The sequence below is a fragment of the Pedobacter heparinus genome (assembly GCF_032678725.1).
GTDB lineage: Bacteria > Bacteroidota > Bacteroidia > Sphingobacteriales > Sphingobacteriaceae > Pedobacter > Pedobacter heparinus_A.
Window position 1 is genome coordinate 91578 of the sequence record NZ_JAVTSC010000010.1, and the last position, 25499, is coordinate 117076.

Annotated in this window: 23 protein-coding genes; 4 read left to right on the forward strand and 19 right to left on the reverse strand. The window is 42.8% G+C overall.

Annotated elements, in window-relative coordinates; translation table 11 throughout:
- Positions 1-10: 10 nt before the first annotated feature.
- The 13 genes from R2Q85_RS15645 to R2Q85_RS15705 form a co-directional block, all read right to left on the reverse strand.
- Positions 11-718, reverse strand: coding sequence for a cytochrome c oxidase subunit 3 (locus tag R2Q85_RS15645; protein WP_316812739.1), 708 nt, complete (start codon positions 716-718; stop codon positions 11-13).
- Positions 719-748: 30 nt separating this feature from the next.
- Positions 749-1327, reverse strand: coding sequence for a cytochrome c oxidase subunit 3 (locus tag R2Q85_RS15650; protein ID WP_316812740.1), 579 nt, complete (start codon positions 1325-1327; stop codon positions 749-751).
- 20 nt (positions 1328-1347) lie between these two features.
- Entirely contained in the window at positions 1348-2247 is a 900-nt protein-coding gene (gene cyoE, locus R2Q85_RS15655) for a heme o synthase (protein ID WP_316812741.1), read from the reverse strand.
- A gap of 11 nt (positions 2248-2258) precedes the next feature.
- Positions 2259-3323, reverse strand: a complete 1065-nt coding sequence (locus R2Q85_RS15660) for a COX15/CtaA family protein (RefSeq protein ID WP_316812742.1) — start codon at positions 3321-3323, stop codon at positions 2259-2261.
- 85 nt (positions 3324-3408) lie between these two features.
- Positions 3409-5298, reverse strand: a complete 1890-nt coding sequence (locus R2Q85_RS15665) for a cbb3-type cytochrome c oxidase subunit I (protein WP_316812743.1) — start codon at positions 5296-5298, stop codon at positions 3409-3411.
- Between the two features lie 20 nt (positions 5299-5318).
- Positions 5319-6545 carry a cytochrome c oxidase subunit II gene (locus tag R2Q85_RS15670; protein ID WP_316812744.1) on the reverse strand — a complete coding sequence of 409 codons (1227 nt, stop codon included), beginning with the start codon at positions 6543-6545 and terminating at the stop codon, positions 5319-5321.
- 68 nt (positions 6546-6613) lie between these two features.
- The gene (locus R2Q85_RS15675; protein WP_316812745.1) at positions 6614-7828 is read right to left on the reverse strand and encodes a quinol:cytochrome C oxidoreductase; all 1215 of its coding nucleotides are present in this window, start codon (positions 7826-7828) and stop codon (positions 6614-6616) included.
- Between the two features lie 15 nt (positions 7829-7843).
- Complete coding sequence (locus R2Q85_RS15680) at positions 7844-8455, reverse strand: cytochrome c (protein ID WP_316812746.1); 612 nt, start codon at positions 8453-8455, stop codon at positions 7844-7846.
- Entirely contained in the window at positions 8439-8975 is a 537-nt protein-coding gene (locus tag R2Q85_RS15685) for a DUF3341 domain-containing protein (RefSeq protein WP_316812747.1), read from the reverse strand. Before R2Q85_RS15685 ends, R2Q85_RS15680 begins: the two co-directional genes overlap by 17 nt.
- A gap of 2 nt (positions 8976-8977) precedes the next feature.
- Positions 8978-10450, reverse strand: coding sequence for an NrfD/PsrC family molybdoenzyme membrane anchor subunit (nrfD, locus tag R2Q85_RS15690; protein ID WP_316812748.1), 1473 nt, complete (start codon positions 10448-10450; stop codon positions 8978-8980).
- A gap of 24 nt (positions 10451-10474) precedes the next feature.
- Complete coding sequence (locus tag R2Q85_RS15695) at positions 10475-13558, reverse strand: TAT-variant-translocated molybdopterin oxidoreductase (protein WP_316812749.1); 3084 nt, start codon at positions 13556-13558, stop codon at positions 10475-10477.
- A 46-nt stretch (positions 13559-13604) separates the two neighbouring features.
- A complete protein-coding gene (locus R2Q85_RS15700; protein ID WP_316812750.1) occupies positions 13605-14903 on the reverse strand; it encodes a c-type cytochrome in 1299 nt (432 codons plus the stop codon).
- A gap of 253 nt (positions 14904-15156) precedes the next feature.
- The gene (locus R2Q85_RS15705) at positions 15157-16137 is read right to left on the reverse strand and encodes a deoxyhypusine synthase family protein (protein WP_316812751.1); all 981 of its coding nucleotides are present in this window, start codon (positions 16135-16137) and stop codon (positions 15157-15159) included.
- A gap of 112 nt (positions 16138-16249) precedes the next feature.
- On the opposite strand from R2Q85_RS15705, the gene R2Q85_RS15710 reads away from it, so the two are divergent.
- The gene (locus R2Q85_RS15710; protein ID WP_316812752.1) at positions 16250-17380 is read left to right on the forward strand and encodes a polymerase; all 1131 of its coding nucleotides are present in this window, start codon (positions 16250-16252) and stop codon (positions 17378-17380) included.
- 12 nt (positions 17381-17392) lie between these two features.
- Here R2Q85_RS15710 and R2Q85_RS15715 read toward each other — a convergent pair whose 3' ends face one another.
- Entirely contained in the window at positions 17393-18175 is a 783-nt protein-coding gene (locus tag R2Q85_RS15715) for an O-methyltransferase (RefSeq protein ID WP_316812753.1), read from the reverse strand.
- 34 nt (positions 18176-18209) lie between these two features.
- Between R2Q85_RS15715 and R2Q85_RS15720 the strand changes: the two genes are divergently transcribed.
- On the forward strand, positions 18210-19079 hold the full coding sequence (locus R2Q85_RS15720) for a transglutaminase-like domain-containing protein (RefSeq protein WP_316812754.1): 870 nt from the start codon (positions 18210-18212) through the stop codon (positions 19077-19079).
- Here the strand turns inward: R2Q85_RS15720 and R2Q85_RS15725 are convergent.
- From R2Q85_RS15725 to R2Q85_RS15735, 3 genes are all read right to left on the reverse strand, one after another.
- A complete protein-coding gene (locus R2Q85_RS15725) occupies positions 19074-19985 on the reverse strand; it encodes an alpha/beta hydrolase (protein WP_316812755.1) in 912 nt (303 codons plus the stop codon). The two genes, R2Q85_RS15720 and R2Q85_RS15725, sit on opposite strands and share 6 nt — an antisense overlap.
- 1 nt (position 19986) lies before the next feature.
- Positions 19987-21061, reverse strand: a protein-coding gene (gene prfB, locus R2Q85_RS15730; RefSeq protein WP_316812756.1) for a peptide chain release factor 2 whose coding sequence is annotated in 2 segments (ribosomal slippage) — positions 19987-21000 and positions 21002-21061 — 1074 coding nt in all. Because the reading frame shifts where the segments join, the coding sequence is not laid out codon by codon here.
- Between the two features lie 115 nt (positions 21062-21176).
- Positions 21177-21680, reverse strand: coding sequence for a hypothetical protein (locus tag R2Q85_RS15735; RefSeq protein WP_316812757.1), 504 nt, complete (start codon positions 21678-21680; stop codon positions 21177-21179).
- A gap of 59 nt (positions 21681-21739) precedes the next feature.
- Here R2Q85_RS15735 and pgi point away from each other — a divergent pair, with 59 nt between their 5' ends.
- Both pgi and R2Q85_RS15745 read left to right on the forward strand, forming a co-directional pair.
- Positions 21740-23386, forward strand: a complete 1647-nt coding sequence (pgi, locus tag R2Q85_RS15740; RefSeq protein ID WP_316812758.1) for a glucose-6-phosphate isomerase — start codon at positions 21740-21742, stop codon at positions 23384-23386.
- A 106-nt stretch (positions 23387-23492) separates the two neighbouring features.
- Complete coding sequence (locus R2Q85_RS15745; protein WP_316812759.1) at positions 23493-24020, forward strand: DUF4251 domain-containing protein; 528 nt, start codon at positions 23493-23495, stop codon at positions 24018-24020.
- 41 nt (positions 24021-24061) lie between these two features.
- Here the strand turns inward: R2Q85_RS15745 and R2Q85_RS15750 are convergent, their stop codons facing one another.
- Together R2Q85_RS15750 and R2Q85_RS15755 are read right to left on the reverse strand one after the other, a co-directional pair.
- On the reverse strand, positions 24062-25156 hold the full coding sequence (locus R2Q85_RS15750) for a glutaminyl-peptide cyclotransferase (protein ID WP_316812760.1): 1095 nt from the start codon (positions 25154-25156) through the stop codon (positions 24062-24064).
- A complete protein-coding gene (locus R2Q85_RS15755; protein ID WP_316812761.1) occupies positions 25137-25499 on the reverse strand; it encodes a YraN family protein in 363 nt (120 codons plus the stop codon). Before R2Q85_RS15755 ends, R2Q85_RS15750 begins: the two co-directional genes overlap by 20 nt.

Below are 25499 nucleotides of genomic sequence, written 5' to 3' on the forward strand. Positions count from 1 at the left end.
TTGAGAAAAATTAAACTAAATAGAAGAATGTAAATACGAATACCCAAACAAGGTCTACAAAGTGCCAGTATAAACCAACCTTCTCTACCATTAAGTAGTGCCCGCGTTTTTCAAAGGTTCCATTAATGGTCATACATAAAATGATGATATTAATGATCACCCCACTGAATACGTGAAATCCGTGAAATCCGGTGATGGTAAAAAACAAGTTCGAGAATTGTAATGCAGATACCGTAGAAACCTCACCGGTAAACAAATGGTGTAAGGTTTCCATTGGAGGAATTTTACCCCATCCAAAACCTTCATGGAACAAATGTGTCCATTCAGCAGCCTGGCAGCCAAGAAACATCAATCCACCTATAATGGTAGCTACCATCCACCAGATCACCTCTCTTTTAGAGCGCCGGTGTCCGGCCTCAACGGCCAATACCATAGTAACAGAGCTCATGATCAGGATAAAGGTCATGATACCCACAAATACAAGCGGATAACCGCCATCCACTAAGCCCGGAACAGATTGGAAAACCAGATCCGGATCAGGCCAGGTAAATTTGCTGAAGCGCTGCGAACCATAATAAACCAATAATGAAGAAAATGTGAATGCATCAGAAACCAGAAAAAACCACATCATAATTTTGCCGTACTCTACCGACCACGGCGAGCGGCCTCCACTCCATGGAGTAGTTTTTACCTGATCTAATTGTGATAATGAACTCATTTTGTAAATAGTAATAGTTTGTTAAAAAATCTAACTGTTCAAAAGTAAAAAAACATACAGATATATCCATAATATATCTATAAAATGCCAAAATATTGCTGCGATTTCCATCCGGTACTTGCGCTTTGCCAAGGGCATCTCTCTATAAGCCCCGATAAGGGCATTCAATACAATACATAAACCTGCAAAAATATGCAGCAGGTGAAAGCCGGACACGATGTAGATCATGGAAATTGCCGCATTATTGTTTACCATAGCAGCCCCTGTCTGGAACAGGACACTCCAGGCATCAAACTGCAGGTAAGCAAACACACAGCCCAAAGCGAATGTGGCCCATAAAAACAATTTCTGGCCCGATGTCTTCCCGCTGTTCAATGCGCTTGAAGCTAAAAAAAGGCAGATGCTGCTCGCAACCAATACAGCGGTACTGTAGATAAAAACATCAGGCAATACCAGCCCGTGTCCTTTACCCTTTGACGCGGAAAATACAATATAATAACTCGTCCAGCCTCCAAACATAATGGTTGAGGAAACCACGAATAACCAAAGGACGAATTTTTTAGGTTTTGCATTAAAGTCCGTCTCCATCTTTAAATCTTGCTCTTTCAATGTATGTACCATTTAAAATATTATGCTAAAAAATCAAATAATAAAACCAACTGCACCAGTGGCAGGTAAAAAAAGGAACAGAACATCACTTTTCTTGCGCTAGCCAGATCCAGATCCATCCACAACTTAAAACCAAGCCATGCAAAAACAAGACTTGCAATTAAGGAAACCCCGCCAATATAGTATCCGCCAAAACCATAAAACGTTGGCAGTAAAGTAACCGGGATTAATATCAAAGTACTCAAAAAGGTAATAAAAGCACTTGTTTTATCTCTTCTGGTGGTGGGCAACAACCTGAAACCCGCCTTGCTGTAATCATCATCCAGCACCCATGCAATTGCCCAGAAATGGGGGAACTGCCAGACAAACTGCACCAAAAATAAAATACCCGCTATCGTATAATCCATCGGCACAAAATGCGTAGCGCTGCCGAATGAGGCCAGGTATCCCAATAATGGAGGTAAAGCCCCGGGGATTGCGCCAACAAATACGGCTACCGGAGATTTTCGCTTTAAAGGGGTATAGGCGAATGCATACAGCAGAATGGAAAACACCGATAAAATACCCGTCTCCAGGTTCAGTTTACCCAAAAGCCAGGTACCCAGCATTCCCATAATTAAGCCCAGCACCAGGCCCTGTCCGGTAGTCATCCTGCCTGCGGGCATTGGCCTGTCCCTGGTACGGGTCATTAACTTATCCAGGTCTTTCTCTATGATCTCATTAAAGCAATTGGCGGCTCCGGTAACTAAAAAACCTCCCGCAACCAATATCAGCCAGTTCACCCAGTTGATCCCTGCCAGTTCTCCCCTGTAGATCTGCGCTTTCTGTCCAATCAAAAAAGTAATTGACGCAGAGAACACCACCAGGAAGGTAAGCCTGAATTTGATGAGTTTAGAGAAATCTGAGAAAAAATGTTTCAATTTATATCTAATTAATCCTGTTGTTTGTACGTATCCGTTCGGTAAACCAACAAATACAAGTAATATTGTAGGCTAAATAAAAGCGTTGAAAACAAAATATGCATAGCCTGTGCATATGGTGGGAGCGCAAAGTTAGACAATAATAATCCGGTTACCAGCTGAATGATCAAAACAATTCCGATAGCACTGCCAACCCTCAAAGCAATAGCCCTGCCATTAAACTTATCCTTAACAACCTTATAAATAACAACGTTTAAGATCAAAACCAATATGGCCAGATCCCGGTGATAAGTAAACAGCTCACCTACTTTTGATACCCAGCTATGGCGTGCATTGTACAACAGCTGTTTCGAAATGGCATCTATAGCCTCTCTTACTTCCGTACCCAGTATAATCTGTATTACAGTCAATACAATAGCACTGAAAATCAAACCCTTAAGCCAAAGCAGTTTACCCATAATTACCGTTGGCTGCTTATCCAGCTGAACCGCATAATTATACGTATAAACCAGGATCCCAAGGATCACCAATGCAAATAACATATGTATCGTAACAATCCAGGGCATCAGATTGGTAGAAACCACAATCGAGCCCAGCCAGGCCTGAAAACCGACTACTACCAGGTTCAGCACACTCAGTACAATGATCCTTTTTGCTTTACTCTTATAAGTAAACGACAGTACAGTGAGCCCCAATAACAGGAAACCTGTTGTGGCCCCCATCAATCTGTTCAGGTATTCTGTCCAGGTTTTTGCTGCATTAAACGTTTCCGGCATCAGAATAGATTCATCATGCCTGATGCTGTCCGCCAGATGCCCCTTGCCCATCTTATCCAGTGTTTTGGCAAAACGCTCATTTTTAGCAAGGCGCTCGGCAACATATTTTTCTTTATAACCGGGAGGAAGCTGCGATACAGAAGTAGGTGGAATATAACGGTCAAAACACTTTGGCCAGTCCGGACAGCCCATACCAGAACCAGTGCTGCGTACGATCCCTCCTGCTAAAATAAGCAGTAAGGTTACAACGATTGTGATAAGGTTTAGCCTGATAAATCTCTTTTCAGATTTAGGAACCATGGTATGTGTCTGATTAAAAAAAATGAGGTACCTGTTGTAAGTACTTACCTACTGCAGATACCCCATTGTATATAGCTACTACGTACTAATCTAATTTTGGCGCATCTTCGGGAGCGTTCTGTGTTTCCCATTCCCTTTGTATGCGTTCCGACTCACTGTTGCCTTCAAAATCATGAGGCATATTCGAGCCCATTGTTTGTGAGAACGGAACAGTTTGCGGGATAAAATCCTTTTCTGCACCTGGCTTACTGTAATCATAAGGCCAACGGTAAACGGTAGGGATCTCTCCAGGCCAGTTACCGTGTAAACGTTCAACAGGAGTAGTCCATTCTAATGTATTTGCCTCCCAAGGATTTTGTGAAGAGACTTTGCCTTTAAAGATGGAATAAAAGAAGTTGAATAAGAAAGCAACCTGTGCCAGCGCAGCAATAATTGCAGACCAGGTAACCAAAATATTAACGGTAACCCATTTGTGCATAAACTCAAACTCCGTAAAGGCATAGTAACGACGAGGCACCCCATCAAGACCTAAGAAGTGCAATGGGAAGAATACCAGGTAAGCACAGGCAAAAGTAATCCAGAAATGCAGGTATCCCAATTTATTGCTCATCAATCTTCCGAACATTTTAGGGAAATAGTGATATACACCTGCAAGCATACCAAATATAGCCGCAGATCCCATTACCAGGTGGAAGTGAGCTACCACAAAGTAAGTATCGTGTAAGTTAATATCCAAAGAAGCATTACCCAGGAAAATACCTGTTAAACCACCAGAAATAAAGAAAGACACCATACCAATGGCAAATAACATCGCCGGTGTAAACCTGATGTTACCCCTCCATAATGTAGCCAGCCAGTTAAAGGTCTTAACTGCCGAAGGTACTGCTATGATCAGTGTAGTGATCATGAAAACCCCACCCAACAGTGGGTTCATCCCGGTCACAAACATGTGGTGGCCCCATACGATAAATGATAAAATCGTAATACCGATCAGGGAATAGATCATCGCATGGTAACCGAAGATCGGTTTTCTTGCATTTACAGACATGATCTCTGAAGACAAGCCCATCGCCGGCATAATTACGATATATACCTCGGGGTGACCCAGGAACCAGAATAAGTGTTGCCATAAAATCGGGGATCCGCCTTCATTTGGAAGGATCTGGGTACCCATAACAATATCAGAAAGGTAGAAACTGGTACCGAAACTTCTATCAAAGATCAGCAGTACCACACCTGCCACCAGAACAGGGAATGACAATATACCCAGAACAGCCGTCAGGAAAAACGCCCAGATGGTTAAAGGCATTTTCCACAGGTCCATACCTTTAGTACGCATATTTAAGATCGTACTTACATAGTTGATACCACCCATTAAAGAAGAAGCCACGAAAAGTACCATACTGATTAACCAGAGTGTCATACCCAAACCCGAACCGCTGATTGCAGTAGGCAAAGCAGACAATGGCGGATAAACCGTCCATCCGGCACTTGCAGGTCCTGTCTGGATAAAGAATGAGCTCATCATGATCACACAGGCCATGAAGAAGAACCAGTAAGAAAGCATGTTCAGGAATGGCGAGGCCATATCCCTTGCCCCAATCTGAAGCGGGATCAATAAGTTACTGAATGTACCACTTAAACCAGCTGTTAATACAAAGAACACCATGATCGTACCATGAATGGTAACGAGTGCAAGATAAAAGTCCGGTTTGATCCGTCCTCCTTCAGCCCATTTTCCTAAGAAAGTCTCCAGAATCGGGAAATCCTTATCAGGCCAGGCCAGTTGCAAACGAAACAGGATCGACAGGCCCATTGCAATCACAGCCATAATAATACCCGTGATCAGGAACTGCTTGGCAATCATTTTGTGATCCTGACTAAAGACATACTTCGTTAAGAAGGTCTCTTTGTGATGCCCATGATCATCATGGTTATCGTGGTTATGTGTATCGTGTAATGATATAGTTGACATAATGTGCTATTCCAGTATTATTAATTTTTTAAAGCTAATTGATTGGTTTTAACTGCGGCAGTATCTTTCGCTGCCGTATCTGCAGGCGCAGTAACAGGTGCGGCTACCGGCAGGTTAAATTCTTTCCTCAAATCGTCAGTTAAATAAGCAGGCTGTTCTTTCACCCATTTCTCATACTCAGCCAGAGAAACAACCTTAACTTCCTTTTGCATTTTATAGTGCCCATCTCCGCAAATCTTGTTACAAAGGAACAAATATTTGAAAGTAGGATCATTTGTCTTAGCCTTCATCTCTTCTGTAGTAATGGTTGGTGTAAACTCAAAGTAAGAGGTCATACCTGGTACAGTGTTCAGCTGAACCCTGAAATGCGGCATAAAAAAACTATGGATCACATCCTTACTGGTCAGAATCAAACGTACCGGTTTATTCACAGGAATAACCATTTCATCCGCAGATTGATCATCCAGGTTATTTTTATCTTTGAAATCGATACCCAATCCATTGATAGAATTGATCAGTTTATAGTTCTTTAAACCAACAATTCCATCTGCTCCCGGATAACGGATCGCCCAGGCAAATTGTGAAGAAGTGATCTCGATGCTGATCGGTTTGTTATTCGGATCTTCGATCTTATAAAAAATTGATCTCCAGGTAAGGAAACCCATTAGTACCAGCACAGTTAAAACCAATGCCGGAACGATGGTCCAGATGCGCTCAATGGTATTGTTGTGCGGATAGTAATATGCTTTTCTCTTGTTCGTATACTTGTATACATAAGCGAAACCAAATAAAAGAATGTGTGTAGCGATAAAAACGATGGTGGTAAGGATCAGCGTAATGTTAAACATCTGATCAATTTTTTCTCCATGTTCTGATGCTGCATCGGGCAGGATCATGTTGCCATGAACCGTATACTCCCAATATACACCATATAAACCTACAATAAGGAACAATGCAAAAATTACTCCGTTCACAGTATTCCAGTTGATGCCCTTAGGTTTATCCTGAGCTTCTCTGGTCAATTCATAAACCTTTAAGGCCTTTCCGATAATAGCTATGAACAAACATAGCAACAGGAAGCCCATGGCATAAAATATTGCCGATTTATAAACCGGCCCCATATCTACCGGCTTCTTAGCGGTCTCAGCAGCTGCAGCCTGTGCAAATGCGCTGGTATTTGCAAATGCAGTCATGATTACTGCCAGTGCCGCTATTGTTTTGTTACTTATAAATTTTCTTAAACTCATTTCCTTAAAAGTAGTAACGATGTACTTCTATTATACTATTATTTTATTATACGCTATAAAGCCGCCTGCTACAAGTGATGATTTAAACTCTCTTGTAAAAACGGATGGTTCTTTGCAATTAATGGTTTCTTGCTCAATGCATTTAAAACAGTAAAAGTAAACAAACCTACAAAACCTATTGCAGTACCAATCTCAATCGGGCCAAATCCGTGATGCTCTTCCACTGTACCTGGCATGATCATCTGGTAATAATCTACCCAATGGCCACACAATACTACGATTGATACGATCAATAATATATTCTCCTGTCTTTTGTTGTCCCTGTCCATCAATAGCAATACAGGAGCTAAAAAGTTCAGTATCAAATTCAGGTAGAACCAGAATTCATAGTGTTCAAACCTTTTGTAGAAATATACGGTTTCCTCCGGCATATTCGCATAGTAGATCAACAGGAATTGTGCAAACCATACGTAAGTCCAGAAAATAGAGAACCCAAAGATAAACTGTCCAAGGTTATGGAGGTGACTGTTATTCACCCAGCTCATATAACCTGCTTTTCTCAACAGGATAATGATGATCGCAATGGTAGCCAGACTGCTTACCCACATGGCGGCAAAGTTATACCAGCCAAACATGGTCGAGAACCAGTGTGCCTCTAAAGACATTACCGTATCGAAAGCAAAGATCGGGGTTGTAAAACCATAAATTACAAGGAAGATACAAGAGTATTTAAAGCTCTTTCTGTAAGAATTCAAACCACCTTCCAGATCCTCATTATTTGACCATTTTGCAAGGTAAAAAGCAAAAGCGCTATAGATCGCTAAAAAGATCACCTGACGTCCCATAAAGAAAGGAACATTCAGGAAAGATGATTTACCATCTATCAGTTTATCATAGTTGGCGCTGTTAGGATCTGTTAATCCATCCGCATGCCAGTGATGATATAAATTGTGTGTGTATAAACCTGCACCGATTATGGCAAGCAAGATGATTACGGCAATCGGCAAAACCTTTGCCATGGCCTGTGGTACACGTAGTATAGAAGCAGACCAACCCGCCTGTGCTACAAATTGAACAGCAAGGAAAAATGCGCCCGACATGCATACACATGCGAAGTAATAAGCCATCAGCAACAAGTTTGCAAAGGTACGCTCATGAAGCTCCTTCGCTGAAAAACCATAAACTATAGCTGCTATGCCTATTACAATAGCAATTATGCTTAAAGTTTTAGCTTTACCTGTAAACTCAAACTGCTCAGTTAAATTATAATTGTGAGTTCCCATTTATATTGTGCTTTTCTATTGTATTTTTTGTAATTGTTGAACATACATCACAACTTTCCACCTTTCTTCAGGAGATAGCTGAGAGGCATGTGATCCCATATTATTTAAACCATACATAATCGTATGATAAATTTTTCCTGCTGTCAGGTCTTTCATCAGACCTCCGCGCGAAGATGCTGCATCACCGTGATAAGAGGGAATTCCACTGATTTTTTCAATTTTTACCAGGTGGCCTTGTCCGTCACCTTGTTCTCCATGACATGGAGAACAAAATACCTTGAAATAGTGCTTACCTGCTTCCAGGTTCTTTTCCGAAGCTTCCAGCGGGTTTACCAAAGCCGCACCGGCAGCTTCATAGCCCTCCTTAGTGTTCGGATAATCATACTTATCAAATCCTACCGGACTTGTATGCGCTGGTGGTGTCTGGGCTGTCTGACCTTTAAAACTCTTTAAATAGTCATTCGTGGTCGAAACTGGCTGATCCGGATTAAGCGCAATCGGATCGTACATATTCCTGGCGTATTCTAAACCCGTACTTGTTTTGTCCTTACATGCTGAGAAGATCACAGCACCCGCAAGAATACAAAATGAGGCTAAAACTACTTTATTCTTATTCATAGCTAACATACTTCCTTTCATTATGCTTTACTTCCAAAGCACCCGCTTGCTTTAATAAATCATCAATCTTACCGTGCTCGGTATTTTCCTTTGCATCAATCGCAATGACAAACCTGTCATTCGTTGCCCTTAAATCCATTACCCTTGGTGCTCTTCCCGGAAATAAATGAGATGATGCATAATAAGAACCCACCAAACCAAAAGCACAAAACAATATGGTTAACTCAAATGTGATCGGAATAAAGTCCGGAAGGGCAAAATGTGGCTTGCCCCCAATATTGATCGGCCAATCGTAAGCGGCTGCAAAATATACAAAGGTCAGCATCGTACAAGTACCTGTTATCCCAAAAAAGAAAGCAGCAATATCTAATCTTGAACGTTTAACCCCTAATTTAGCTTCTATGCCGTGAATAGGCATTGGTGTATACACATCATGTATCTTAATGTTATTTTCCTGCAATTTATCGATGCCATGCATCATTTCGTCAGGATCACCAAAACTGCCTAAAATATATTTGATATTATTCATTGTTATATTTTTGCGTATTCTTCTTGTTTAACACTATCAAATTTTTCTAAAGACTCTATGTATTCCGATACATGTTCTTTATCCAGATGTCCATCTTTAATCTGCTCCAGTTTAGCCTGCTCACTTGCACTTTTCAGCAACAGTTTAACCTCAGCAATGGCAATTGAAGGTAAAACCCTTAAGAACAATAAGAACAAAGTAAAGAACAGACCTATCGATCCCACAAACACGCTCACATCAACCCATGACGGATAGAACATGGCCCAGCTTGAAGGAATATAATCACGGTGTAATGAAGTTACGATAATTACAAAGCGCTCAAACCACATACCGATGTTTACTACGATAGACAGGATCCAGGTAGCCGGAATACTGGTACGGATCTTTTTAAACCACAGCAGCTGCGGAGAGATCACGTTACAGGTCATCATCATCCAGTATGCCCACCAGTAAGGGCCGGTTGAACGGTTGATGAAAGCATATTGCTCATATTCTGAACCTGAGTACCAGGCAATAAAAAATTCTGTCAGATAAGCCACACCTACGATTGATCCTGTTAAGATGATGATCTTGTTCATCGACTCAATGTGGAACATTGTGATGTAATTTTCCAGGCCCAGTACCTTACGCGCTACCAACAATAGCGTCAGTACCATCGCAAACCCAGAAAAAATCGCCCCGGCCACGAAATATGGAGGAAAGATCGTCGTATGCCATCCCGGTATAACCGAGGTCGCAAAGTCCATGGATACAATCGTGTGCACTGAAAGTACCAGTGGAGTAGAAATACCAGCAAGGATCAGCGAGACCGCTTCAAAACGCTGCCATGTTTTCACATTTCCCGCCCATCCAAATGACAATATAGAATATACTCTTCTTTTCACGCCTGTAGCACGGTCGCGGATGGTTGCAATATCAGGCAGTAAACCTGTATACCAGAACAACAGTGATACGGAGAAGTAAGTAGAGATCGCAAACATATCCCAAACCAGCGGGGAGTTAAAGTTAACCCATAAAGACCCGAATTGATTTGGCAATGGAAGTACCCAGTAAGCCAGCCATGGCCTGCCCATGTGGGAAACAACATAGGTTGCTGCGCAAATAACCGCAAAGATCGTCATCGCCTCTGCCGAACGGTTAATGGAGTTCCGCCAGTTCTGACGGAAAAGCAGCAGTACCGCAGAGATCAGTGTTCCTGCGTGACCAATACCTACCCACCATACGAAACCGGTGATGTCCCATGCCCATCCAACTGTTTTATTTAACCCCCAGGCACCTATACCAAACCAGAAGGTGTAACTAACTGCTACTACCCAAAGTAAGGCTCCGCAAAGTGCAACGGTAAATCCTATCCACCATGCCCTGTTCGGCTTGTTCTCAACCGGCATTAAAATATCATCCGTAATCTTTGCATACGTGATATCCTTGCCGGTGATTAATGGTTCTCTTAATATTGATTCGTTATGTCCTGACATAATTTATATTTCTTTAATATCAGCTTACGCTTGTACTGTTGTATCTGTATTTCTAATTTTCGTCATATAACCTATACCCGGCTGAACGTTGATCTCCTCTAAAACATAGTAAATACGCTCACTACGTAGTGCTTTGGAAACTTCCGATTCCGGATCATTGGAATCACCAAATATGATGGCATTTGCCGAACAAGCTTGCTGACATGCCATTTTGATATCGCCATCTTTCAACGGACGTTTTTCAATTTTGGCCTGCAGTTTACCTGCCTGGATACGCTGAATACACATCGAGCATTTTTCCATCACCCCTCTTGAACGGGTAGTTACATCAGGGTTAAGTACCAGCTGTGTAAATTCATTGTTCAGGTAGTTGTCAAAACGTGAGTCATTCCAGTAATTGAACCAGTTGAAACGACGTACTTTATATGGACAGTTGTTTGCACAATAACGGGTACCTACGCAACGGTTATAAGCCATGTGGTTTAACCCATCCGAAGAGTGTACCGTTGCCAGTACCGGACAAACTGTCTCACAAGGTGCATGGTCGCAATGCTGACAAAGCATTGGCTGATGTACCACAGAAACATTGTTCATCTGGTTCTCTTCCAGGTGTGCAATCTCTTTCTCTTTCGTTACCGCGTTGATGCCATTGCCATGACCATCATGTGCGCCATGTTCTGCATGTGCATCACCTTCCTGGTTGAAGCTGTAATAACGGTCAATACGGATCCAGTGCATCTCCCTGCGTCTGCGTACTTCGTCTTTACCTACAACAGGAATGTTATTTTCTACGTTACAGGCCACAACACAAGAACCACAACCTGTACAGGCATTCAGATCGATTGCCATCACCCAGTTGTTACCTGGTTTCTCAAACTTATCCCATAAATCGTAAGTTTTATGTTTCCCGTGTTCATTACCAGAACCGGCCGCAGGATTCTTCTTATATTCTGTAAAAGTAGCCTCGCGGATCACATTTCTGCCTTCAAAAGAATAATGTGTCTGGGTCTGTGCCAGTTCCTCTCTTCCACCGGTTGCGGTAAGCTCTGCAGTAGTCGTATATTTCGCAGTTCCATTAACGATACTTACAAAAGGAAAAGCATTTTTTCCCACATTATCACCAGCTTTACCAACCTTGGTACGTCCGTATCCCAAAGCAATAGAAGCGGTTCCTATAGCTTGTCCAGGTTGGATCAATACCGGAAGATCAATGGAATAACCATTCTCGCCTTTTACCGTAACAATATCAAACTCTTTGAACCCAAGCTTTTCTGCATATTTAGGCGCCAGGGCAATGTAGTTGTCCCAGGTAACTTTAGATACCGGATCAGGCAGCTCCTGTAAAAAGGCATTGTTTGCATGTTTACCGTCACGCATCGGGATGCTCTCATATACCTGCAGCTCTACTTTATTTTTAGCCAGCGATTTGCTGTTGTTCAATATGGCTGCTACCGCTGCATCCAGTGACAAACCTACACTATAGGCGCCTGCTGGTTTCTCTGCCGCAGCAAATACACCTGATTGCAATACATCTTTCCATCCTTTACCAAAAGCAGGCAGGATATTTTTCTCCCAGTTGTTGCGTACATACTGGTAATACTCTTTAACCGGGCCATCAGACCAGGTCAATAAACTTTCTTCTGCCTGACGTGAATTGAATACCGGGTTAATAGTAGGTTGTACGATAGAGTAATATCCTTCGTATATACTGGCATCACCCCATGATTCCAGGTAATTGTGATTGATCGCAATAACATCACACAAAGTCGAAGTTTCGTCCTTACGGTCAGAGAAAGATACCTTTAAAGCAACTTTAGCCAAAGCCTCAGTAAACGCTTTGGTGTTTGCTACATCATAAGCTGGATTGCTGTCCAGGAAAAACACTGCAGCAACTTCGCCTCTGCTCATTTCATTAATGAACTCCGCAAATTCTGCATCATTACCTGCATAACGTCTGTTAGGATTATCCAAATCAATTGTAGTGCCGTAGCTGCCAATTGCCGCGTTGATTGCATTTACCAGGATCTGGGTAGAAATATCATTGGAACCAGAAATTACCAAAGATTTTCCTTTGTTCTGCAATAACTCTTTACCAACCAATTTCAACGCCTTATCCGCAGTTACGTTGTTTGGCAACGCCCCGCCAGCTAAATTGGCTCCAGTGATCGCATTATATAAGGTAATCAATGCTGGTCCTTCTTCCGATAATTTAACCGGGATCCGGGTATCTGCATTGGTACCGGTCAAACTCATTCCCGCCTCAAACTGGAAGTGACGGGACATTTTCCCGCTTTTCAGCGAAGTGTGGTTCCTGTTAGCTACATACTGGGATGTGAACTCCTCCCCACTGATCCAGGTACCTAAAAAGTCTGCACCAAAACTTACGATCAGTTCAGCCTTGTCAAATTTATATTTTGGAACAACCGCCTTACCAAAGGTACTTTCGTTTGCTTTAATGATACCAGTATAAGAAACCGCATCATATTGTACATGTTTGGTATTTGGATAAGCCGCAGTAAAATCAGCGACAACAGCTTTAGTTGAAGGGCTGTTTACAGAAGAGGAAACGATCCTGATCTTTTTACCCGAAGCCTGCGCCTTGTTCAACTCTCCCTTTACAAACTCATCTACTTTTGCCCAGGTAGTCTCGTTCTCTTTTAATACAGGAGATTTAAGTTTAGATACATCATAAAGGTCCAATACCGAAGCCTGTGCCTGTGCATCAGTACCCCGGTTAAATACACCAGCATTAGGGTTTGCATCTATTTTAATTGGCCTTCCTTCCCTGGTTTTAACCAGTACCGGCTGTCCGTTAAAACTAGACACATAATAATTAGGGATACCCGGAACAACCTCTTCAGGTTTAATTACATAAGGAATTGCCTTATGAACAGGGGCAGTCTGACAAGCCGCAAGTGTTACCGCGCCTAACCCAAAGCCTAAAGCCTTTAAAAAGTCACGACGTGGAGTTACTGTACTTAACCCTGCTTCATTTAAAACATCTTCTATTGGAAGAGGCTCAGCAAATTCGTTCTTGTTGTTTTCAACAAAATCCGGAGTATTGTTATACTCTTCTAAGCCTTTCCAGTATTTTTTATTGCTTTCCATTTAAGCTATATTACTGTTATCGAACGTTCTTTGTTATTAAACTCTATTAATAGTGGCATTTACCACACTCTAATCCACCTAACAATGCAGGCGTGATTTTTTCCCCTTTTTTGATTTTCTCATGGGCTTCAATCACTTTGGCATAGAATGCATTGTCTTTACCCGAAATCTCTGCGTCCTTATGGCAATTGATACACCATTTCATGGTTAGCGGAGAATATTGATAAATTTCTTCCATGGTATCAACCGGGCCGTGACAAGCAAAACATACCGGCTCGTTTGGCTGCAAACCTTTTTCTTTTCTGATCGCTTCCTCACCAACAACAACGTGCTGCGAGTGGTTGAAGTAAGCAAAGTCAGGCAAGTTGTGTACACGAACCCACTCTACCGGTTTTTCTTTCGATTTATCGTAAGTCATTGTATTCGGGTCATAACCGATAGCGGTATAGATCTTCTGAATCTCCGGAGAAATCTCCCCGTTATATTTTTCTGTAGCCTGTACAGATTTGTGACAGTTCATACAAACGTTCACAGACGGGATTGTTGCGTTTTTCGATTTAAACGCTCCGGCATGGCAATACTGGCAATCAATCTGGTTTACACCAGCATGCAGTTCGTGCGAGAACTTGATTGGCTGCACCGGCTGGTAACCTGTATGCACACCTGTATTCCACATACCCATCCATCCAAACGAACCTAAAGCGACAACGATACACAGGATAAAGAACAAAATGAATTTTTTGTTTTTAAACAACCTGCGGATACCAACTCCGAAAGACACACTGTCTTCTTCAACAATCTCCACACCTTGTTTCTGCAGGATCAGACGCTCCAGCATTTTCACTGCACGCCCTAAAACAACCAATACCGCTATAGAGATCAGAATAATTAAAGCAATACCTGTAATAGAGAAATTGGAAACTTCGTCAGAACCTGCACCTGCTTTAACTGCATTCGGATCTTCCGCTTTTTTTGGCTCGCCTGCTTTTGCATAGGCAATCACACTTTTGATCTGCTCATCAGTCAAAGTAGGGAAAGTGGTCATTTCTGCCGGAGAGAACTTTGCAGCTTCAACCGCAGTTGGATCACCCGCGTCAACCAGGGCCTTCCAGTTCCTGATCCATTTGATGGCAAAGGCTTCATCCAGTTCGGTCAGCTTAGGTGTTAAAGCAGGACCTGTACTGTTGCGGTCTAATTGGTGACAAGAAGCACATTTATCCTTAAATATTTTTCTTCCCTCCACTACATCTTGCGCTTGTGTTGCAGAAACGATTAAAACAGATAGAGCCGTAAACATGAACGCCGACTTCCAAACTCTTCTAATGATCAATGAGATATCCCTCATAATGAGTATTTTATGCTATTTTTTAAAAAACTTTATAAACGTAATTGATGTTTAAACTTGAGTCCTTGACCAAAACGTCCACAAAAGTAAAATTTATTAACGTACCAATGACAAAGAAATGACAGTAAATACAATTTATAATCAATCTAAATAATGTCATTTTGATGCTTTAAACAAAGAAAATCACCAATTTTTATAAAAAATTGGTGACCCTCTACCGGCGACATCTTCCTGCCGGATTTGTTATTTTAAATTACATTTTTAATATCCATGCAAACATCAGCGGAGCTACTATTGTTGCATCAGATTCTACAATAAATTTAGGGGTATGGATGTCCAGTTTACCCCAGGTAATCTTTTCATTCGGTACCGCACCTGAATAAGAACCATAAGAAGTCGTCGAGTCCGAGATCTGGCAGAAATAACTCCAGAAAGGGATATTGGGCATCTCCATGTCCTGGTAAAGCATCGGTACCACACAGATCGGGAAATCACCTGCTATGCCACCACCAATCTGAAAAAAGCCAATCCCTTTACCTTCGCTGTTCCTGATATACCAGTCGGCTAAATAGCCCATATACTCTATACCACCTTTAACCGTAGTCGCAGTAACTTCACCTTTCATTACATAGGAAGCAAAGATGTTCCCCATGGTCGAATCTTCCCATCCCGGCACTACAATCGGCAGGTTCTTTTCAGCTGCCGCCAGCATCCATGAATTTTTAGGATCAATTTCATAATATTGTTCCAGGTCGCCACTCAGCAACATCTTATACATAAACTCATGCGGAAAATAACGTTCACCGGCCTCTTCTGCATCTTTCCAGATTTTATTGATGTGCTTCTGCAATCTTCTGAAAGCCTCTTCTTCCGGGATACAGGTATCTGTTACCCTGTTGTAATGATTTTCCAACAGGCCCCATTCGTCCTGCGGGCTCAGGTCACGGTAGTTAGGCACACGTTTATAATGTGAATGCGCAACAAGGTTCATAATATCCTCTTCCAGGTTAGCTCCTGTGCATGAAATGATGGAAACTTTATCCTGACGGATCATCTCTGCCAGTGAAATGCCCAGCTCTGCTGTACTCATTGCACCCGCAAGGGTAATCATCATCTTACCCCCTTCGTCCAAATGTGTTTCATATCCTTTTGCTGCATCCATCATGGCCGCCGCATTAAAATGGAGGTAATTGCGCTCCATAAACTGAGATATCGGTCCTCTTGTAGTACTCATCTTGATCTAATTTTGTTGCGGCAAAAATAGGCAAATATTATTATTTAAAGCCATTTGGCCTTAAAGTTGATAAAGACACCGGGAATTAAATCCTTTCCCCTATTTTAGGCCGATGAAGAAACTGTCCATTTGTACCCTTTTTGTATTGATCACTGCAAATGCTTTAGCACAAAAAAAATTGATAGAACGTTATTTATCCAACAAAACAGATTCCTCCAGACGGCCCAGTTTTATGCCTGTACCCATTTTCCGGTACACCCAGGAAATAGGTCTTGAATTTGGCGCCGGGCTGCTTTATTCTACCTATTTAGACAGAAAAGACCTCAGCAACCGCAGTTCCAATTTCTCGGGTGTGGTTTCAGCATCTACCAAAGGCCAGTACAATGTATCTTTAAAAGGCGACATCTGGACCAAAAAAAATACACACCATTACATTTCGGAGGTCCGCTTCAAACGCATGCCCTTTAATTTCTACGGCATAGGCAACCAAACAGATGAAGCCGATAAGGACAGACTTGTTCAAGGCTATGTAAAAGTAATGATGGAAGCAGAAAAGAGGTTCTGGCCAAACATGTATACCGGTTTTTCTGTTGGATTTGAAAATTATCATTTTACCGATAAGGAAGCTGGGGGTATATTTACAACCGATCCCTCTATTCTGGACAAAACAGGGGGCTCAGTAATTTATGCCGGAATATCCCAGACTTACGACACCAGGAACTCCAACAATTACACCACAAAAGGAATGATGGCAAAAATTTCCTTCCAGTATGCCCCCGATTTCTGGGGAAAGGAAAATTTTACAGGCAGCCTGATCAAAGCCAACATCCGTAACTTCTGGTCGCTTTCTCCTAAATTTGTTATTGGGGTAAACGGCCTCTTCCATACCATACAAGGCAAAAACACCCCTTTCTACTTGTTACCGCAGCTGGGAAATGATGAAATGATGCGGGGCTATTATACCGGTCGTTACCGAGACAGGAACCTGCTGGCCGCTCAGGCCGAACTCAGGTACCGTTACAATAACCGCTTCGGTGCAGTGCTGTTTGCCGGCACCGGCCAGGTTTTTGAGAACGGGGGCTTTGAAGTCAAAAACTTCAAACCATCCTATGGTGCCGGAGGGCGGTATTTCTTCGACCCTGAAAAAGGTCTGAGCGTACGTTTAGATTATGGCATTGGCGAAAAACGGCCCAATGAAAAACGCCAGAGCGGCTTTTACATCAGCCTGGCCGAAGCATTTTAAGTCCCAGGAATTTTAAAACTTTAGCTTAAAATGTTCTTTAGCCTGGCCTTTTCTAAAGTATACCAGTCCTATCCAAAAGAGATCAACCGTTACTGTTACGTCCGGGTGGTTTTTTATTTCCTCCCAGGCTTCCTTCATCCCCTTGCTCCAGTAAATGTCATCAAAGATCAGCAAGGAACCCTCATGTACTTTAGGCAAACACCAGTTAAAATAGTTCAGCGTTGCGTCTTTTCTATGGTTACCATCTATATAAACAAAATCCAGTTTTTCCTGGCCGGCAATAATGGCTGGCAACAACACATCAAAATTCCCTACCTGTAGTTCTACATTATCCAACCCCAGTTCCTGAAAATTCCGATGAGCAACCTTGGCGGTCTCCGGGCAGCCTTCAACAGTGATCACATCTGCATCCGGACAAGCCTTTGAAAAGTAAGCAGTGGTGATACCCAAACAGGTACCCAGCTCAATGATATTGGAAGGATGGCTCTCCTTAGCCAGACGGTAGATCAATTGGGCCAGCGCCGGACTTTTTAATGCATTTTTAGCAATCTGTTTTACCTGCCTGGTCCTGTTCTTGTTCAGATGAGAACCTGCGCCCAGATCCGTTACAGTGAGGAATGATTCGTCATTGAAAAGTTTTTTTCGCTGTGCTTCAATACTTTTGTAATCAGTTTTGGAGTTAAAATCGTAAATTACCTCATCAGTAAGTTTGTATACAAATGGGGAATGCGTGCCATGCCTGCTTTTTGCAGTGAAACGGTGCTTTAAATAATCACGGATAAAATTAAAAACCATAGCCGCAAAAATAGGCTTTCAATTGGCATGTTTAATGGAAAATAGTAAAGAAATAAGTGCATTGGTTAAATTACTGGATGATCCTGATCTGGAAATTTATGAACACGTGGAGAAACGCCTGCTGGAATACGGAACGGAAGTGGTCAGCTTTCTGGAAAGCGAATGGGAACACTCCTTAGACACTTTACTCCAGGAACGCATTGAAAACATCGTACACAAGATCCAGTTCCGTACCGTAAAAGAAGATCTTAACCTATGGTACCAGAGCGGTGCTTTTGACCTTTTGCAAGGCGCCCTGGTCATTAACCGCTACCAATATCCCGATCTGGATGAAGAAAAGATGATCCTGCAGATAGAGGAAATAAAAAGAGAGATCTGGCTGGGCCTGCAATACGAAATGAGTTCCATTGAAAAAATCAAGCTCATTAACCATGTATTTTACAATGTATATGGCTTTAGCGGAAATACCAAGAACCACCATGACCCTCAAAACTCCTATATCAGCCAGGTGTTGGAAAGCAAAAAGGGAAACCAGATCTCACTGGCCATCATTTATGCTACACTTGCCCAGAAACTTGACGTCCCGGTTTATGGCGTAAACCTGCCCCAGCATTTTATCCTGGGCTATATAGACGAAAGCAAGCGTGAAGAGCAGGAGTTTGGTGTACTTTTTTACATCAATGCCTTTAACAAAGGTGCCATTTTTGGCAAACATGATGTAGACCAGTTCCTGCGCCAGTTAAACCTGGACCCATTGCCTGGGTTTTACGCCCCCTGCAGTAATGTTGAAATCATCAGGCGCATCATCCGTAACCTGATATCCGCCTACGAAAATCTTGGTTCTGCAGAGAAAGTAGCAGAGCTAAAGCAACTGCAGGACATCCTGAGCAGCGATAACCTATAGCAACTGGTTGCCTCGCATCCAGTTTTCAAGGGTTTTAAACCAATCTTCCGCCGTGGTCTTATTTTTTAAACCAAAGCCATGTCCGCCGGCCTGGTAAATGTGCATTTCCGCTTTTACATTTGCCTTCACCAGGGCCTGGTTAAACAAAATGCTGTTCTGTACCGGAACCGTCTTATCGTCATTGGCATGAATTAAAAATGTAGGCGGGGTTTCCGCATTTACAGATTTGTCATTAGAGAAATATTCGCGCAGCTTCGCATCAGTGCCTGCCAGGTTCTGTGCAGATCCCTTATGCTCCGAATCTGTAAATGAAATTACAGGATAAATTAAAATAGAAAAATCAGGACGTAAGCTCAATCCTTCTTTGTTTTCAATTTTTACGTCTTTATAGTGTACAGTTAAACTGGAAGCCAGGTGTCCACCTGCTGAAAAGCCCATAATGCCTATTTTTGAGGGGTTAATCCCCCATTTCGCTGCATCCTTTCTAACGTTATAAATCGCCTGCTCCACGTCCTGCAAAGGACCAACCGAGCGGTCGGTCATAATCTCATCGCTTGGCAAACGGTATTTCAACACAAATGCGGTAACGCCCATTGCGGCAAATTTCTCCGCAACCGGATAACCTTCATGGCCTATAGCCAGTCCGGAATAACCACCCCCCGGACAAACGATCACTGCTGTACCATTTGCCTTATCTTTCGCCGCCCGGTAAACCGTAAGTGTAGGTACCGAAACCTTGGTGATGCTCGCTCCTCTGCCTTCGCGCATCACCGTCGTTTCCTGGTAAGTTGCAGGAGTTGGTTTTGCCCCGGGAACAGCGCCGGGATAAACAGGTAATACTTCCTGTGCCATAAGATTGCTGGCCGACAATACTGCTGTCATGAATAATCCGCTTAAATATTTCATTTTAAAATTCCATTAAATATGCTTTCAAAAAGTCGTTCAAATCCCCATCCAGTACCGCCTGAGGATTTGAAGACTGGAAATTGGTCCGGTGATCTTTTACTCTCCTGTCGTCCAGCACATAACTCCTGATCTGGGAACCCCATTCTATTTTCTTTTTATTGCCTTCTATCAATGCTGTCGCTTCCATGCGTTTGCGCATTTCCGCTTCATATAACTGCGATTTCAACAAACGGATCGCATTTTCCTTATTCTGCAACTGTGATCTCGACTCCTGGTTCTTGATGATAATGCCCGATGGCTTATGGTACAAACGCACAGCAGTTTCCACTTTATTTACGTTCTGCCCGCCCGCACCACCAGACCTGAAGGTTTCAAACTCGATATCAGCATCCTTAATCTCTATTTCTATGGTATCATCCACCAGGGGATAAACATAAACCGAAGCAAAAGAAGTATGCCGGCGCGCATTGGAATCAAAAGGAGAAATCCTCACCAGGCGGTGCACGCCATTTTCCCCCTTCAAATAACCATAAGCAAAATCACCCGAAAACTGTAGCGTAACCGATTTAACTCCTGCAATCTCCCCTTCCTGATAATCCTGTTCCGTCAGTTTATACCCGTTCTTCTCTCCCCACATCATGTACATCCGCATCAGCATGTAGGCCCAGTCGCAACTCTCCGTACCTCCTGCACCAGCCGTGATCTGCATCACCGCAGGCAATTGGTCTTCCTTATTTTTCAGCATGTTCTTCAGCTCCAGATCCTCTATCGCCTTCAGACAAGCATCATACTGTTCCTGCATTTCTTCTTCAGTAGCATCTCCGCTCTGCAAAAAATCAAAAAGCACCAGTGTATCCTCCAGCAAGCTGTTGGCTTGTTGCCAGGCGTCTGTCCACACCTTTTTCGAATTGATCTCTGCGATGTGTTTTTCTGCCTTTTTGGGGTCATCCCAAAAATTCGGCTGCAAGGTTAATTCCTGTTCAATACGGATGTCTTCTAGTCGGTTTTCGACGTCAAAGATACCTCCTCAGCGACGTTACCCTGTCCCTTAAATCCTGAATTTGTTCTTTTGTCATAAGCACAAACTTAATTATTTTATGCAAGTATCCATGAACACCAGGAAATTATACCTGCAAAAAGAGCTACTCAACACTGTCAAATAGCCCCCTTTTAAAAAATTATGCGGTTACCCTAGCTAAAAAGTCCCTTTAATTTATCAATAATACCATCATCCTTACCATCTCCGTTTACATCCGTCTTTTCTGTAAACATCCTGGTCACATCAGAAAGATCAAATTTTCCATCCGGTCCTGAAACCTTGGAAATCACATCCTGAATATTAAAAGAACTGTCGCCGGGATCATTCGTCTTGTTCACAAACTTCCCTACAATCGACGGAATGACTGATGCTGCAATGTTTTTTGCGGTCTCCATATTGATACCCATTGCAGCCAGTTTCTCGGAAAATCCCGTAGTCGCCTCCTGAGCAACAGTACTCCCCTCTGCGTTCCCGCCCTTAAAAGCATCTACCAGGCTGCCAATATTCCCTGATGACAGTTGATGTTTAAGCGCGTCAATAATTGAGCCTGAAGCGGCACTGATGGCGGCTTCATTTTGTTCGTTAGGCACCTCACTATTGTTCACAATAGTATCCTGAACATTTTCCTTTACCAGTTGATTTAAATTTTCTAACATAGGTGTTTTTTTAAAGGTTTTACTATCTTGTATCGTTGAATAAATATAACATTTTAATTATGCTTCCTACAATAAATTTCACCGAAACCACTGCGTATAAATATCTTGCCGATCACTTCATCGACATCAATAACAAAAACCTGAAAGAACTTTTTGCAGAAGACGAGTCCCGTTTCGAGAAATTCTCCCTTTTATTTGAGGACATCCTGGTAGATTATTCCAAAAACAGGATCGATGATACCACCATTGCCCTGCTGATCCAGCTGGCCCGGGAATGCAAGCTTGACGAGGCCATCAAAGCCATGTTTAGCGGTGACACCATCAACCAGACCGAAGGCAGACCAGTATTGCACATCGCCCTGCGCAACCAAGGTAACAAAGAGATCCTCGTGGAAGGCAAAGATGTAATGCCAGAGGTAAACAGGGTTCTCGATAAAATGGAAAAATTCAGCAGCCAGATCATCTCGGGTAGCTGGAAAGGATATACCGGTAAAGCCATCACCGATGTGGTCAATATTGGTATCGGGGGATCAGATCTTGGACCGGTAATGGTTACCGAAGCATTGAAAGCCTATAAAAATCACCTGAATATGCATTTTGTGTCCAATATCGACGGAACACATATTGCAGAAACCTTAAAAAAAGTTGATCCGGAAACCACACTGTTCCTGATTGCATCCAAAACTTTTACCACGCAGGAAACCATGACCAATGCCAATACAGCGCGGGAATGGTTCCTGGAAAACGGCGCTGTGCAGGCAGACATTGCCAAACATTTTGCAGCACTATCTACCAACGCCAAAGACGTTTCTGCCTTTGGTATAAATACCGATAACATGTTTGAGTTCTGGGACTGGGTGGGTGGCAGGTATTCTTTATGGAGTGCGATAGGCCTGCCCATCGCTTTGAGCATAGGCTACGACAACTTCAAACAATTACTTGCAGGCGCACATGCAGCCGATGAACATTTTGAACAGGCAGAATTTGAGATCAATGTACCTGTTATACTGGCCTTAATCGGCATATGGTATATCAATTTCTTCGATGCAGAAACACAGGCCATTTTACCATACGATCAATACATGCACCGCTTTGCGGCCTATTTTCAGCAAGGCGATATGGAAAGCAATGGCAAGCATGTAGACCGTAACGGAAACGATGTGGCCTATGAAACCGGCCCGATCATCTGGGGCGAGCCGGGTACCAACGGACAGCATGCATTTTACCAGCTCATCCACCAGGGAACCCGCATCATCCCATGTGATTTTATTGCCCCGGCCCAAAGCTTAAACCCAATAGGCAATCACCACCCCATCCTTTTGTCCAATTTTTTTGCACAAACTGAAGCCTTAATGAATGGCAAAACCAAAGCTCAGGTAACAGAAGAACTTAAAAAAGAAGGCAAAACCGCTGAAGAGATCGAAAAACTTGCCCCGTTTAAAGTATTTGAAGGAAACAGGCCAACCAACTCTATCCTGCTAAAAAAGGTTACACCTTTCAGCCTGGGCAGCCTCATTGCGATATACGAGCATAAGATCTTTGTTCAGGGCATCATCTGGAACATTTTTAGTTTTGACCAATGGGGTGTAGAACTCGGCAAGCAGCTGGCCAAAAGCATATTACCGGAACTGGACGGAGATAAGGAAGTCTCTTCACATGATGGCTCCACCAACGGGCTCATCAATCAATATAAAAGCTGGAGGTAGCCGTATTGTCCTTTGATTTTCTTATCTTTAAGTATGTTGTTTATGGAAAACAGCTGATGTCCGCATCATAGCTTTAAAATTTTAAAACGCTAAAAACAATACGCTGATGAAAACAATTAAAAACATGCTGGTATTCGCTGCCTTGCTCATCACAACACAGCTGAGTGCCCAGACCGATAAGGAAACAACCCTTAAAATCATCAATGCACAGCATTATGTATTTAATGCCAGCTCAGCTATGCCTATGGCCAATATGGATGTCAACAAAGTCCTGAGCAGAATGCCCGGGGGCAGCAGTTCGGGTGTGATACAGCTCACGGGTTCCCAATATCAGCTCCAGGTTAGCAAAGACAGTGTGGAAGCCTACCTGCCTTATTACGGCAGGGCCTATACCGCCACCATGAACCCTGATGACTCGGGCATTAAATTCAAGTCTAAGGATTTTAAATATAAAGCAGAGCAAAAGAAAAAAGGCTGGATGATTACCATTCAACCTAAAGATGCCAAAGATGTCCAGTCGCTGACCCTCAATGTTTCTGAGAACGGTTATGCAACCTTAAATGTAAACAGCAACAACAGGCAGCCCATATCTTTTAACGGTACCATAAGCGAACCTAAAGAGAAAAAGAAATAGGCATAAAAAAAGCCTGGCATGTTGCCAGGCTTTTTTTATGCCTATTTCTTAGCAACCAGTTTCACCTCAAACAGGTGCGGCCATTTTTTACCCGTCACAAACAAGCGCCTACCTGTCTTATCCCAGGCAATTCCGTTCAGGACATTGTTGCCACGCTCGTCCTCTGTTTTAAAATAACCTGCGGGCAGCAGGCCTGAAAAATCAATCTGTTTTTCTATCACTCCTGATTTAGGGTCAATCACTACGATAATGTTCTTGGTATATACATTCGCATAGATCTTTCCGTCAATGTACTCCAGCTCATTCAGTGAATCTACAGGCCCATTGTTGTCATAAACTTCTATCGAACGCTCTTCTTTATAATTGTCTTTATTCAGGAACCAGATTTTATTGGTGCCGTCCGATTTGATCAGCTGTGTTCCATCAAAACACAAGCCCCAACCCTCCATACTCGCCTGATAAGGAAACGTAGACAATTGCTTAAATGATTTTGCATCAAATATAAGCCCAAGCTTATTTTGCCAGGTCAGCATGACGATTTTATCCCCAACCAGACTGGAGCCCTCTCCGAAATATTGATCTTCCAGTTTAATCTGCTGTAAAACCTTTCCAGACGCCACATCAACCCACCTTAGAGTAGAATGCTGCTCCTGGCCCGTACTTTCCAGAAACCGCCCGTTATGGTATTCCAGGCCCTGGGTATACGCAGCCGTATCATGTGGCATAGTTTTTATCACTTCATAACCATACAATTCAGGCTTAACGGCCGATTTCAGTTCTATATTGATGGTCAGCGTGTCTTTTTTACTGCCGTCATCCACCACTGCTGTAATCAGCTTGTAGCCCAGAGAGAGGCCACTGGTACTAACAGAAACCGCATCAGCATTGGATTTTACCGCAACTTCTTTGCCATCCAGTAAATAAGTAGCAGTAGCAACTGAGGTCCCTTCAGGAACCTCGAGTCCAATTTTCACTTCCTCTCCAAGCCCAAAAGCCTGGCCCTGATCAGGAAACTTAAATCCAAATCCGGGCGAGGATGCCTTATCCTTACAGGAAATAACAAACACTAAACTAAACAGCAGAAAAAGCGGCAGTACCGCCTTGCCCGCTGTATTTTTAACTTGGCCAAAATGCATCTTCTATATGATTAATTTTATAAATGTCCTTATTTTCAAAAACAATTGCAATAATATCGAACCTGATCTCGCCCTGGTGGTTCTTTAGCTCAATATAAGCGGAAGAAGCAAATTCCAGTTGCCGTTCCTTTTGATAACTTACAAATTCTTCAGGTTGTCCGTAATCGACAGAACTGCGGGTTTTCACTTCTACAAAAATGAGCGTCCCCTGCTGGTCTGCAATCACATCCACCTCTGCCCGGGCACATTTCCAGTTCCGGTTTAAAATGCGGTAACCCAGGTTTTCCAGATAATCAACGGCGATCTGTTCTCCGCGCCAGCCCAGGTCATTGTGTGTAGCCAT

Excerpts from the sequence above, each read along its gene's own strand:
- R2Q85_RS15705 (WP_316812751.1), bottom strand. The coding sequence starts at position 16,137 with ATGAGTACTACAAGAGGACCGATATCTCAGTTTATGGAGCGCAATTAC.
- R2Q85_RS15755 (WP_316812761.1), bottom strand. The coding sequence starts at position 25,499 with ATGGCTACACACAATGACCTGGGCTGGCGCGGAGAACAGATCGCCGTT.
- R2Q85_RS15750 (WP_316812760.1), bottom strand. The coding sequence starts at position 25,156 with ATGCATTTTGGCCAAGTTAAAAATACAGCGGGCAAGGCGGTACTGCCG.
- R2Q85_RS15675 (WP_316812745.1), bottom strand. The coding sequence starts at position 7,828 with ATGGGAACTCACAATTATAATTTAACTGAGCAGTTTGAGTTTACAGGT.
- R2Q85_RS15665 (WP_316812743.1), bottom strand. The coding sequence starts at position 5,298 with ATGTCAACTATATCATTACACGATACACATAACCACGATAACCATGAT.
- R2Q85_RS15710 (WP_316812752.1), top strand. The coding sequence starts at position 16,250 with ATGAAGAAACTGTCCATTTGTACCCTTTTTGTATTGATCACTGCAAAT.
- R2Q85_RS15645 (WP_316812739.1), bottom strand. The coding sequence starts at position 718 with ATGAGTTCATTATCACAATTAGATCAGGTAAAAACTACTCCATGGAGT.
- R2Q85_RS15660 (WP_316812742.1), bottom strand. The coding sequence starts at position 3,323 with ATGGTTCCTAAATCTGAAAAGAGATTTATCAGGCTAAACCTTATCACA.
- pgi (WP_316812758.1), top strand. The coding sequence starts at position 21,740 with ATGCTTCCTACAATAAATTTCACCGAAACCACTGCGTATAAATATCTT.
- R2Q85_RS15720 (WP_316812754.1), top strand. The coding sequence starts at position 18,210 with ATGGAAAATAGTAAAGAAATAAGTGCATTGGTTAAATTACTGGATGAT.
- nrfD (WP_316812748.1), bottom strand. The coding sequence starts at position 10,450 with ATGTCAGGACATAACGAATCAATATTAAGAGAACCATTAATCACCGGC.
- R2Q85_RS15715 (WP_316812753.1), bottom strand. The coding sequence starts at position 18,175 with ATGGTTTTTAATTTTATCCGTGATTATTTAAAGCACCGTTTCACTGCA.
- R2Q85_RS15735 (WP_316812757.1), bottom strand. The coding sequence starts at position 21,680 with ATGTTAGAAAATTTAAATCAACTGGTAAAGGAAAATGTTCAGGATACT.
- R2Q85_RS15725 (WP_316812755.1), bottom strand. The coding sequence starts at position 19,985 with ATGAAATATTTAAGCGGATTATTCATGACAGCAGTATTGTCGGCCAGC.
- R2Q85_RS15685 (WP_316812747.1), bottom strand. The coding sequence starts at position 8,975 with ATGAATAATATCAAATATATTTTAGGCAGTTTTGGTGATCCTGACGAA.
- R2Q85_RS15670 (WP_316812744.1), bottom strand. The coding sequence starts at position 6,545 with ATGAGTTTAAGAAAATTTATAAGTAACAAAACAATAGCGGCACTGGCA.
- R2Q85_RS15700 (WP_316812750.1), bottom strand. The coding sequence starts at position 14,903 with ATGAGGGATATCTCATTGATCATTAGAAGAGTTTGGAAGTCGGCGTTC.
- R2Q85_RS15695 (WP_316812749.1), bottom strand. The coding sequence starts at position 13,558 with ATGGAAAGCAATAAAAAATACTGGAAAGGCTTAGAAGAGTATAACAAT.
- R2Q85_RS15745 (WP_316812759.1), top strand. The coding sequence starts at position 23,493 with ATGAAAACAATTAAAAACATGCTGGTATTCGCTGCCTTGCTCATCACA.
- R2Q85_RS15680 (WP_316812746.1), bottom strand. The coding sequence starts at position 8,455 with ATGTTAGCTATGAATAAGAATAAAGTAGTTTTAGCCTCATTTTGTATT.